Annotated in this window: 12 protein-coding genes; 9 read left to right on the top strand and 3 right to left on the bottom strand. The window is 50.6% G+C overall.

Annotation, left to right across the window (positions count from 1 at the left end):
* Positions 1 to 41 precede the first annotated feature (41 nt).
* From ACW9SV_RS10215 to rsmA, 3 genes are read right to left on the bottom strand one after another with little or no spacing between them, the layout of a single operon-like run.
* The gene (locus tag ACW9SV_RS10215; RefSeq protein WP_479556662.1) at positions 42 to 1,007 is read right to left on the bottom strand and encodes an NAD(P)-dependent oxidoreductase; all 966 of its coding nucleotides are present in this window, start codon (positions 1,005 to 1,007) and stop codon (positions 42 to 44) included.
* A gap of 46 nt (positions 1,008 to 1,053) precedes the next feature.
* On the bottom strand, positions 1,054 to 2,406 hold the full coding sequence (mgtE, locus tag ACW9SV_RS10210; RefSeq protein WP_479556661.1) for a magnesium transporter: 1,353 nt from the start codon (positions 2,404 to 2,406) through the stop codon (positions 1,054 to 1,056).
* Positions 2,396 to 3,178 carry a 16S rRNA (adenine(1518)-N(6)/adenine(1519)-N(6))-dimethyltransferase RsmA gene (rsmA, locus tag ACW9SV_RS10205; protein ID WP_479556660.1) on the bottom strand — a complete coding sequence of 261 codons (783 nt, stop codon included), beginning with the start codon at positions 3,176 to 3,178 and terminating at the stop codon, positions 2,396 to 2,398. Before rsmA ends, mgtE begins: the two co-directional genes overlap by 11 nt.
* A 54-nt stretch (positions 3,179 to 3,232) precedes the next feature.
* Here rsmA and ACW9SV_RS10200 point away from each other — a divergent pair, with 54 nt between their 5' ends.
* The 9 genes from ACW9SV_RS10200 (at position 3,233) to accC (ending at position 11,460) form a co-directional block, all read left to right on the top strand.
* Positions 3,233 to 4,669 carry a leucyl aminopeptidase family protein gene (locus ACW9SV_RS10200; protein WP_479556659.1) on the top strand — a complete coding sequence of 479 codons (1,437 nt, stop codon included), beginning with the start codon at positions 3,233 to 3,235 and terminating at the stop codon, positions 4,667 to 4,669.
* Positions 4,670 to 4,672: 3 nt separating this feature from the next.
* Positions 4,673 to 5,680 (top strand): 4-hydroxythreonine-4-phosphate dehydrogenase PdxA, encoded by a 1,008-nt coding sequence (pdxA, locus tag ACW9SV_RS10195; RefSeq protein ID WP_479556658.1) that lies wholly within the window; start codon positions 4,673 to 4,675, stop codon positions 5,678 to 5,680.
* A gap of 307 nt (positions 5,681 to 5,987) precedes the next feature.
* On the top strand, positions 5,988 to 6,548 hold the full coding sequence (locus ACW9SV_RS10190; protein WP_479556657.1) for a YceD family protein: 561 nt from the start codon (positions 5,988 to 5,990) through the stop codon (positions 6,546 to 6,548).
* A 32-nt stretch (positions 6,549 to 6,580) separates the two neighbouring features.
* Positions 6,581 to 6,775 (top strand): 50S ribosomal protein L32, encoded by a 195-nt coding sequence (gene rpmF / locus ACW9SV_RS10185; protein ID WP_207431237.1) that lies wholly within the window; start codon positions 6,581 to 6,583, stop codon positions 6,773 to 6,775.
* Positions 6,776 to 6,839: 64 nt separating this feature from the next.
* Entirely contained in the window at positions 6,840 to 7,781 is a 942-nt protein-coding gene (plsX, locus tag ACW9SV_RS10180) for a phosphate acyltransferase PlsX (protein WP_479556656.1), read from the top strand.
* 35 nt (positions 7,782 to 7,816) lie between these two features.
* Entirely contained in the window at positions 7,817 to 8,815 is a 999-nt protein-coding gene (locus ACW9SV_RS10175) for a beta-ketoacyl-ACP synthase III (protein ID WP_479556655.1), read from the top strand.
* 123 nt (positions 8,816 to 8,938) lie between these two features.
* Positions 8,939 to 9,502: an elongation factor P gene (gene efp / locus ACW9SV_RS10170; RefSeq protein WP_479556654.1), complete on the top strand. Its 564-nt coding sequence runs from the start codon at positions 8,939 to 8,941 to the stop codon at positions 9,500 to 9,502.
* A 4-nt stretch (positions 9,503 to 9,506) separates the two neighbouring features.
* A complete protein-coding gene (accB, locus tag ACW9SV_RS10165) occupies positions 9,507 to 10,001 on the top strand; it encodes an acetyl-CoA carboxylase biotin carboxyl carrier protein (RefSeq protein WP_479556653.1) in 495 nt (164 codons plus the stop codon).
* Positions 10,002 to 10,116: 115 nt separating this feature from the next.
* Positions 10,117 to 11,460, top strand: a complete 1,344-nt coding sequence (gene accC, locus ACW9SV_RS10160; protein WP_479556652.1) for an acetyl-CoA carboxylase biotin carboxylase subunit — start codon at positions 10,117 to 10,119, stop codon at positions 11,458 to 11,460.
* Positions 11,461 to 11,637 lie beyond the last annotated feature (177 nt).

The following is an 11,637-nucleotide window of genomic DNA, read 5'->3' as shown; positions in this document are numbered from 1 at the left end:
CTTGTTTTCAAGGTATCTTTGACAAACCAACCTTAAAACACCTACTTGCCTCTCTTTTCCAGGAAGGCCGCTAGTTTCTGAACCAATACTTCGTTGATGCGCACATAAGACTCCTGCGTCCAGCCGGCGATGTGGGGCGTTAGAATTACCCGTGGATGTTCAAACAAATACGTCAACCGGTCCTGTTGCTCTGCTGTAAGCGTTTTCAGCTTTTCATTTTCCAACACGTCTAAAGCTGCCCCGCGCACTTTCCCTGATTTAATGGCTTCTACAAGAGCGCCGTGGTCTAACACCTCGCCCCGGGCAGTGTTCAACAACCAGAACGGGTGCTGGAAATTCGAAATCACCTGTTCGTTTACAAAGTAGTGGTTTTCCTTGGTGTAAGGGAAATGGAGACTCAGGACTTGGGCCTTTTCCTGGATTTCCTGTAAAGAAGTCAATCGTACGTGGGGGTAAGGATTCTCTACCGGCTGCTGATCGTAGGCCAACACCTCGCAGTCAAACCCCATCAAACGTTTGGCAAAAGATTTTCCCATGTGGCCGTACCCAATCAACCCAATGGTCTTCCCGCCTATTTCCTCGCCTCGGTTATCTTCTCTCAGCCATTGCCCCTGCCTGATCTGCCGGTCACCTTGGGTGATCTTCCGGAACAAAGCCAACAAGAGTCCAAGGGTATGATCGCCCACGGCATCGCGGTTACCCTCGGGGGCATTGATCAACGCGATGTTGCGCGCCTCCAGCACCCCATCATCAATGTTGTCTACCCCTGCACCGGCCCGCGCCACTACCTCCAGTTTTGGGGCATGTTTCAGTAAATCGGCGGTGATACGCATTTTGCTTCTAACTACCAGCATCTGGTACTCCGGAAGCAAAGCAGGAACTTCTTCTTTTTTAATCTCAGGCCGATAAGAAACTTCCACGCCAAGGTTCTCCAGCATGGGTAAGAGACTTTCGTGCATCAGATCTATGACAAGGCAGCGGAAGGCGGTGGGTACAAGTGAATTCATGAAGAACAAAGAAGGTAAGAGTAGAAACTTTCTTCCAAATGAGAAATCAAAGGTTTAATAATAGGTGAGCTACCATGAAATACACTGCCAGCCCTAACAAGTCATTGGCGGTGGTGATAAAGGGCCCTGCAGCAACGGCGGGGTTCACGCCATATTTATCCAGAATCATGGGAGTGACGGTACCCATAAACGAAGCCAGTAAAACCACACTGAACAAGGCCACAGCCACTACCATGGACAACGTTAACTGCACCCCTAATAACAAATTAAACCCGAGCACCAGGGAAGACATCACCAGCCCATTGATCACGGCTACTAACAACACCTTGATAATCCGGGAGGTGAAATTGTCGAAAAGGATGGTTTTATTGGCCAAGGTCTGGATGATGATGGACGAGGATTGAATACCCACATTTCCGCCGGTGGCGGTGATAAGAGGCGTAAACATGGCCAAGGCCGGAATAATGGCAATGTCACCTTCAAACAACCCGATGAACCGGGCACCCAGCAAACCACCCACCATGCCTACCATCAACCAAGGTAAACGGGCGCGGGAAAGCCGGAACACGCTATCGTCTTCCTCAATATTCTCGGTGATACCCGTCATTAACTGGCGGCTTAGTTCGGCCTGCTCCTGAATCACGTCAATAACGTCATCAATGGTGATGCGGCCTAATAATCGTCCCTGGATGTTCACTACCGGGATTGCCTCCAAATCATACTTTTGCATGACAGTGGCCACTTCCTGCTCGTCTTTGTAGGACTCTATGGAAATCACATCGGGGTCATAGAGTTGCGAGATGGGTGTATGGTCGTTGGAGAGGATGAGGGTTTTCATGCTCAGGCGGCCCACCAATTTATCCCGGTCATCTACCACGTAAATGGCGTACACTTTCTCTACCTCCTCGGCTTGTCGCCGGATCTCTTCTATACACTGCCCTACGCGCCAGTTCAGGTTCACCTTGATCAATTCCTTCGCCATCAGACCACCCGCGCAGTCCTCGTCATAGTGTAGGAGTTCAATGATGTCCGCGACGTGCTCCTGGTCTTCCAAGAGAGCAATGATCTCCTCTTTGCGCTGCACGGGCTGCTCATTGAGCAAATCCACGGCATCATCAGAGTCCATCTCGCCAATGTAGCGGGCAATCTCCTCAATGGTAAAGTTCTTCAGGAAATTTGTGCGCACATCAGAGTCCAGGTCGCTAAGGATCTCGGCCCCCACATCCGCGGGGAGCACATCCATCACGTACTTGCTTTGCTCGGTATTGAGCTCATACAAGACGGTGGTGATGTCCACGGCGTACATCTCCTCCATGTTGGAGAGCACGAACTCGGCATCGCGGCGCTCTATAGCGTCCTCTATCTGGTCAATAAACTCACGGGTGATTTCAGACTGCATGCTGCTGGATCAGAAGGGTCAGGTTGATAAAATCAGTCACGGAAAGCTGCTCGGCGCGTTTGTCAAACAAGGCATCCTGGGCTACTTCCTGCGGAAGGTTAAATGGTTTGAGGCAGTTGCGCAGGGTTTTGCGGCGCGTACCAAAGCTGGTCTTCACCACCTTGAAAAACAGTTTCTCGTCGCAGGGCAGTTGAGCCATCTCATTACGGGTGAGCCGCACCACGGCGCTTTTCACTTTGGGCGGAGGGTTGAACACGTGCTCATGTACCGTAAAAAGGTACTCAATGGTGTAAAAGGCCTGCAAGAGCACGCTCATGATGCCGTACGTCTTGGAGCCGTGCGGCGCGGCAATGCGTTCGGCCACCTCTTTCTGGATCATGCCCACCACCTCAGGTACCTGGTCGCGGTGGTCCAACACCTTGAAGAAGATCTGGCTGGAAATGTTGTACGGGAAATTCCCGATGACGGCAAACGGACCAGAGAACAACGTTTTCAGGTCGGTTTTCAGGAAATCAGCAAAAAGCACGCGACCTTCTAACTGGGGGAAATGCTCGTTCAGCCAGGCGATGGATTCCCGGTCTATGTCCACGATGGTGGTTTTGTATTCGGGGTGATTTACCAAAAACTGGGTCAAAACGCCCATGCCGGGGCCTACCTCCAGAACCTCCTGCACCCCTTGGGGCAGGCGCAAAGCCTCCACTATCTTCTGGGCGATGTTGAGGTCGGTGAGGAAATGCTGACCTAGGTGTTTCTTGGGCTGGACGGGCTTCACTGGTTTTGGTTTCCGTTTGTTAAGGCTATATTGCAGCTCAAAGATACACATCTTATGCGCACAGAACTGACCTACGCTGCAACATTACCCGCGAATACCAGTACCGCCGTACTGGTGCCGGGCCGCGAGCATCTCCCCGAGGAACTTTTCTCCGCCGATGAGCTAACCTACATCCACCGCCAACTGGAGCTGAAAAGCACCTTGGTGGGTATTAATAAATTCACGCACCAGCTGTACCTGGTTCTCACCGAGCCCAAACGCAAGGGCACCGAGACCCAGGAAGCACTGCGCAAAGCTGGCCATGCCCTGCACCAACGCCTCCAAGCCGACAAAGTGGAGCATGTGGTGTTGTTGGACGGCGCCGATGGCGAAGCCTCTTTGTTTGTAGCCGAAGGGCTGGTGCTGAGCAATTACTCGTTTCAGCGGTATAAAACCCAGAAGGCTACCCCTCCTACTTTGCAAACGGTAACCATTACAGGGGTTGGGGTTTCACAGACGCAGGTGACAGAACTGGCCCATTTGCTGGAGGCAGTGTATCTTACCCGTGACCTCATCAACACGCCTCCTAACATGCAAACTGCTACCCTCTTAAGCGAGCAAATCCAGGAGATGCTGCAGAACACGGGGGTTCAGGTAGAAGTACTGGACCAGGTACAGATTCAATCCCTGAAAATGGGTGGCCTACTGAGCGTGAACCAAGCTTCAGACGAGTCGGCTACGTTTAATATTCTGGAGTGGAAACCCGAAAATGCGACCAATGCCCAACCTGTAGTTCTGGTAGGCAAAGGCGTCGTTTATGACACCGGCGGACTTAGCTTAAAGCCTACCCCCAACTCCATGGACTACATGAAATCTGACATGTCCGGCGCGGCCGCGGTAGCTGGAACACTGTATGCTCTGGCCCACAACCAAGTCCCCTTGCACGTCATCGGATTGATTCCCGCCACCGATAACCTGATCAGCGGCAAAGGCTTTGCTCCCGGCGACGTGATCACCATGCACAGCGGGCACACCGTGGAAGTCCTGAACACCGATGCCGAAGGTCGCCTAATCTTAGCCGATGCCCTCCACTTTGCCAAACGCTACAACCCTGCCCTGGTGATTGACATTGCCACCCTTACTGGAGCCGCCGCTAGGGCTGTGGGCCGCGAAGGCATTGTCATGATGGGCACTGCCGATGATTTACTTAAAACGGATTTGAAACTGGCCGGCGAAGCTGCCCACGAGCGCCTGGTGGAACTTCCCTTATGGGAAGAATACCAGGAGCACCTCAAGTCAGACATCGCCGATCTGAAAAACATTGGCGGAGCTGAGGCGGGAGCTATTTCGGCAGGCAAGTTCCTGGAGTATTTCACTAATTACCCCTGGATTCACCTGGACATTGCGGGCACCGCGTACCTGTTGAGCCCAGATTCTTACCGTGGGAAGCACGCCACCGGCAGCAGTGTTCGGTTGCTCTACCATTTCCTTTCTTCACAAGCTACCGCGTAATCAATGGAGCACAAAACCAAGCCCCGCATAGGGATCACCATAGGAGATATCAGCGGCATCGGGCCGGAAGTTGTACTGAAAACCCTTTCTGATAACCGGGTGCTGCATTACTGCACACCAATAATATATGGCTCGGCCATGGCGGTAAACAAATACCGTAAGCTGCTGTCCTTGGAGAACTTTAACTTTCAGGTAATTCAGTCTTTTGATCAACTGCACCCTAAGAAGGCGCATGTGCTCAACTGTCTGGAAGAAGAATTTGACTTTACCCCAGGTGTTCCTACCCCCGCCACGGGCAATCTGGCTCGTACTGCCTTGTTGCGTGCCGCCCAGGATCTGAAAGACGGTCACATACAAGCAGTGGTGACGGCGCCCATTGATAAAGATAACACCCAAGGCGAAGGCTTTAACTTTCCGGGGCACACCGAGTTCTTCACTACCTATTTTGATGCGCCGGAGAGCCTTATGTTCCTGGTAGCCGATGGGTTTAGAGTAGCCACGGTCACTGGGCACCTTCCACTTAAAGAAGTAGCCAACCGCCTTACGCCTGAACTCCTCATCCGGAAACTTAACATTCTGGACCATTCTTTGCGCAAAGACTTCGGGATACAGAAACCCCGGATAGCCGTGTTGGGCCTAAACCCTCATGCCGGTGAAAACGGTTTATTGGGCACCGAGGAAACAGAAATTGTGATTCCGGTGATTGAGCAGCTCAGAAACAAAGGCAACCTGGTGTTTGGCCCCTTCCCGGCAGATGGATTCTTTGGCACCCGCAGCTATAAGAAATTTGACGCTACCTTGGCGCTGTACCATGACCAAGGTTTAATTCCATTTAAGACCATCGCCTTTGAACGGGGCGTGAACTTCACAGCGGGATTACCCATCGTACGCACCTCGCCAGACCACGGCACGGCCTATGACATTGCCGGCCAAAACAAAGCAGACGAGACTTCGTTCAGAGAGGCCCTGTTTGCCGCCGTGGATATCCTGCGGGCTAGAGCCGGGGTTTAAGTTCAGACTCACCAAGTCTAATCCAAAGCGTTTCGGGGCAGTCTAAAGGAAAACTGCCCCGAAACGCTTTTCTTTGAAGAGTATGTCCTTTTTTTCATTAGTACTAAGAGGGTAATTTAGATGATAGGCAATGGCTTTCATCTCCTTTTAAGACATATCTTGTTCATTGTGAACTACTCCCGTTTAGAAGCTGTTTTCCCCAAGACAAGCCCAAAACGGGTATTTATTAACCAGCGCAAAAAAGGCATTTGTATTTTATAATTCAGATATTCTTGCTAATTTTGCGACTTGCAAAAAAAGAGGCAACGTGAAGGAGATTAAGAAATACGATATCAATCTTGTAAAGCTTGGCAACAAAAGCCACAGCTACGAGTTTGAATTGGATGACCGCTTCTTTGAGTTGTTTGAACAGGAGTTGATCCTGGGCGGCAACTTGAAGGCAGAGGTAGTGCTGCACAAGTCGGAGCTTCTTTTGCAATTTGATTTCCACATCAAAGGGACGGTTCGCCTGATCTGCGACAGAAGCTTGGAGGAGTTTGAGCATCCGTTGGAAGTTGAGCAAACGCTGCTCGTGCGCTACGGCCAGGAAGATCTGGAACTGGATGTGAACGTGCTGCAAATTGTACCGGAGACGCAGTACATCAACATTGCCCAGCATTTGTATGATTACATAGGCCTGGCAATCCCCATGAAGAAACTGGCTCCCCGGTTTGTAGAGGAAGACCAAGAAAGGGAGGACGATCCGGAGGCAGAAGGCCTGCTGATTTACTCTACCGGCTCCGACGAAGACGATGAGGACGACGAAGACGATGATGATGAGGACGGTCCTGTAGACCCTCGCTTCGCCGCCCTTAAAAAGCTAAAATAAGTTTATAACCAATTTTGTAATAATTACCTGAGATGGCACATCCTAAGCGAAAAATCTCCAAAACCAGAAGAGATAAGAGAAGAACGCACGACAAATTAACTCCAAAGGCGATTTCTATCTGCCCTAACACTGGTGAGGTGCACCAATACCACAGAGCATACGTGGTAGACGGCGATTTATACCACAACGGTAAAGTAGCAATCAAAAATTATACCTCTGTTGCCTAATAAAGCTTGCCTAAACAGGCTTTATTTTAGTTACTTGTAGGATAATTTACGAAACACGCTTTACATGAAAATAGCTCTGGATGCAATGGGAGGCGACTTCGCCCCCGACGCAGTTGTAGAAGGCGCACTTTTGGCGGCTGAGACTTTGACGGATGAGGTTGAAATTTTCCTGATTGGAGATGAAGACATAATCCATAAACTCCTGCAAAAGCACGGCTACAAAGGTTCCAGAGTAAAGGTTGTTCACGCATCTCAAGTAATTGGGATGGGTGAACACCCTACTAAAGCCCTCACCCAGAAACAAGACTCCAGCATTGCGGTAGGCTATGGCATGCTGGCCTCTAAGAAGGTAGACGCTTTCTGCAGCGCCGGCAACACTGGTGCCATGCTGGTAGGCGCCGTCTTCAGCGTAAAACAGGTAGAGGGCATTCTCCGTCCGGCGTTGGCCAGCTTCATCCCTAAATTATCAGGGGGGTTGGGCGTGCTGTTGGACGTAGGAGCCATTGCAGATTGCAAGCCAGAGATCCTGGACCAGTTTGGCGAGATTGGTTCTCTCTGTGCAGAACATATCTTAGACATCAAAAAGCCCCGCGTGGGCCTCATGAATTTGGGAGAGGAAGAAGGCAAGGGCACCATGGTGACCCAACCCGCCCACAAACTCCTCAAAGAAAACACCTCCATTCACTTTATCGGGAACATTGAAGGACGCGACTTGTTCAACGACAAGGCCGATGTCATTGTGTGTGATGGGTTTACCGGTAACGTTCTCTTGAAAATGGCAGAGTCTATCTATGACATCCTGCGGGAGAAAAAAATCTCTGATCCATTTTTTGACCGCTTCAACTATGAGGCGGTAGGCGGCAGCCCAATTCTGGGCGTTAATGGCAATGCAGTCATTGGGCACGGGGTCTCCAGCCCTACCGCTATCTGCAACATGCTACACCTGGCCAATAAAATGGCTGAGTCGCACATTGCAGAGAAATTCAGAAAACACTTTAGCGCCTGAGAGCGCCCCTTCACCAGACATTCCTTCAGAACGATATGAGTAGAATTACCGCCGCGATCACCGGTGTGAGCGGATATGCCCCAGAATATGTGTTGACCAACCAAGAGTTGGAAACCATGGTAGAAACCAACGATGAATGGATTGTTAGCCGAACGGGTATCAAAGAAAGACGCATCCTGAAGGGTGAAGACCAGGGAACCTCTGCCATTGCCATCCCGGCCGTTCTTGACCTGCTTAAAAAAACCAACACCCAGCCAGAAGAAGTAGATTTGCTTATCTGCGCCACCACTACCCCAGACATGGTGTTCCCGGCCACGGCCAACATCATCTGCGCCGAGGTGGGTGCCGTGAACGCCTTTGGGTATGACCTGCAGGCTGCCTGCTCCGGCTTCCTGTTCGCCTTGGCTACGGGAGCCCAGTTCGTGGAGACGGGTAAATACAAGAAAGTCATCATTGTGGGGGCTGATAAGATGTCGGCCATTGTGGACTACACAGACCGCGCGACCTGTATCATCTTCGGTGATGGTGGCGGGGCAGTTATGCTTGAGCCTAACGCTGAAGGTTTAGGCGTACAAGACAGCATCCTGAAGTCTGACGGCACCGGAGCCCAGTTCCTGCACATGAAAGCTGGAGGCTCACGCCGCCCGGCCACTGCAGAGACTTTGGCTAGAAGAGAGCACTATGCGTTCCAGGAAGGCCAACAGGTATTCAAGTTCGCGGTGAAAGGCATGGCCGATGTGTCTGCCGAGATCATGGAGCGGAACAACCTGACCGCCGAGGACATTGCCTGGTTGGTACCGCACCAGGCAAACAAACGCATCATCGACGCCACTGCCAACCGCATGGGTGTAGGCCCAGAGAAGGTGATGATCAATATCCAGAAATATGGCAATACCACCAGCGGCACCATTCCCTTGTGCCTGTGGGAGTACGAAAGCCAGCTTAAAAAAGGAGACAACGTGGTTCTAGCTGCTTTTGGCGGTGGTTTTACCTGGGGTTCCATTTATTTGAAGTGGGCGTATGACCCTAAGTAATCGCCTCGTTTTTAAGGCACTTTTCTAAAATAGATCAAAAAATTCGGCTATCTTTGGCCGAATTTTTTTATGTCCAATCGGGAAAAACCCGCAGACATCTTAAACCGAAACACAAGACAAACTATGGCAACTACCGCTGATTTTCGCAACGGGCTTTGCATTGAATTTAACGGTGACCTATGGCTAATCACTGAGTTTCAGCACGTGAAACCAGGGAAAGGTCCGGCTTTCGTTCGTACAAAACTGAAGAACATCAAGACCGGCAAAGTGGTGGACAACACCTTTACGGCCGGGGTAAAAGTGACTACCGCCCGTGTAGAGCAGCGTCCGCACCAGTTCATCTTCAAAGATGACTATGGCTACAACTTCATGGACCTGAACACGTTTGAGCAGGTGTCATTGGACGAGAAAATGGTGCCTTTTGCTGACCTGATGAAAGAAGGCCAGGAAGTGACTATCTTGTTCCACGCTGAGACTGAAACCCCTCTTACCGCTGAGCTTCCTACGTATGTAGAACTGACCATTACGTATACAGAGCCCGGCATTAAAGGAGATACGGCCACCAACGCTTCAAAACCAGCCACCGTTGAAACCGGGGCAACCATCTCTGTTCCATTATTTATTGGGCAAGATGAAAAGATTAAGGTAGACACGCGTACCTACACCTACGCCGAACGAGTAAAATAGAACTATGAAAGCAAAGGAAATCCAAGAACTGATTGATTTCATCGCGAAATCAGGCCTGAACAAGGTTGACATTGAGACAGAAGAGTTTAAAATCTCTGTGCAGCGCGAAGCTAGCCAGAAGGTAAAGTATGTATCTGAGCCTGCTCAGGCACCGGCTCCATTGGCCTTACCTCAAGCAGCAGCCCCTGCCCCTCAGCCAGCCGCCGCCCCGGCAGCACCTGCTGCTCCGGCCCAGCCTGTCGCCGATGACACCAGCAAATACCTCACCATCAAAGCACCTATGATTGGTACACTGTACCGCTCTGCCAACCCGGAGTCTCCGGCGTTTGTGAACGTAGGCGACGAGGTGAAAAAAGGTCAGGTGATCTGTATCATTGAGGCCATGAAGTTGTTCAACGAGATTGAGTCTGAGATCTCAGGCCGTATCGTGAAAGTGTTGGTAGACAATGCCAGCCCTGTTGAGTACGACCAGCCGTTGTTCTTGGTAGATCCTAGCTAATGCAATTTGAAAATTTGAAATTAAGATGACTTGAAAATGGAGATACTTCTGGTGTCTCCTTTTTCATCATACCATCTTCACATCTCCAAATCTTCAAATCTTCTAATTAGACAAAATGTTCAAAAAAATACTAATTGCCAACCGTGGCGAAATTGCGCTGAGGGTCATCCGGACCTGCAAAGAAATGGGAATCAAAACGGTAGCTGTGTATTCTACCGCCGATAAAGAAAGCCTGCACGTGCGCTTCGCGGATGAAGCCGTGTGTATTGGTCCTGCTCCAAGCGCCCAGTCTTATCTGAATATCCCTAACCTGATTGCCGCCGCTGAAATCACCAACGCTGATGCCATTCACCCAGGTTATGGTTTCCTTTCTGAAAACGCCGAGTTTTCCAGAATCTGTGCTGAAAACGGAATAAAGTTTATTGGCGCCTCCCCAGAAATGATTAACTCCATGGGAGATAAGTCCTCGGCGAAGGAGTACATGAAGAAAGCCGGCGTACCTACTATTCCAGGTTCTGAAGGATTGCTTTCTTCTGCCGAGCAAGGCAAGAAACTGGCGGCCAAAATCAAATACCCGGTGATCATCAAAGCCACCGCCGGTGGCGGAGGTCGTGGAATGCGGATCATCAAATCGGCTGACGAGTTTGACAAAGCCTGGAACGATGCCCGTCAGGAAGCCAAAGCCGCTTTCGGGAACGACGGTATGTACCTGGAGAAATTCGTGGAGGAGCCGCGCCATATCGAGATCCAGATTGTGGGTGACCAGTACGGGGCCGTTTGCCACTTGTCTGAGCGTGACTGCAGCATCCAGCGCCGTCACCAGAAACTGATTGAGGAAACCCCTTCCCCGTTCATCTCAGACGAGTTGCGGGAAAGAATGGGTCAGGCTGCCATTGCAGGCGCCAAGGCCATCAACTACGAAGGCGTGGGTACCATTGAGTTCCTGGTTGACAAGCACAAGGACTTCTACTTCATGGAGATGAACACCCGTATTCAGGTGGAGCACCCTATTACTGAGGAAGTAGTGAACTATGACTTGATCAAAGAACAAATCAAAGTGGCTGCCGGAATTCCTATCTCAGGCAAGAACTACTACCCGCAGATGCACGCCATTGAGTGCCGTATCAACGCCGAGGATCCGAAGGCAGGTTTCCGCCCTAGCCCAGGAAAAATCAACGTACTGCATATCCCAGGTGGTCACGGGGTTCGCGTAGACACGCACGTGTATGCTGGTTACACCATCCCTGCCAACTATGACTCCATGATCGCGAAGCTGATTGTGAGTGCGCAAACGCGGGAAGAAGCCATCGTGAAGATGAAGCGCGCTTTAAGCGAGTTCGTGATTGAGGGCGTGAAAACCACCATTCCGTTCCACTTGGCCATGATGGAGGACCAGAACTTCAACGAAGGTGATTTTACCACCAGCTACCTGGACACCTACGATTTCGCAAAGGTTTAAATCCAGTACTTACTTAAAAACAGAAAAGCAGCCCTAGGGCTGCTTTTCTGTTTTTAAAACCAAAATTTCCACATTTTCCGAAATGTTCTGACCTACAAAAACATTAGGCTTACAAAAAGCCTCCCCTGTTTTAAGCTTAATTCAGAAGATTGAGCTTAAAACAGGGGAGGCTTTTTG

Source organism: Rufibacter sp. JT20002 (assembly GCF_056491185.1).
The sequence above is the reverse complement of the archived record's forward strand: the minus strand, read 5'-3'. Positions and strand labels throughout refer to the sequence as shown.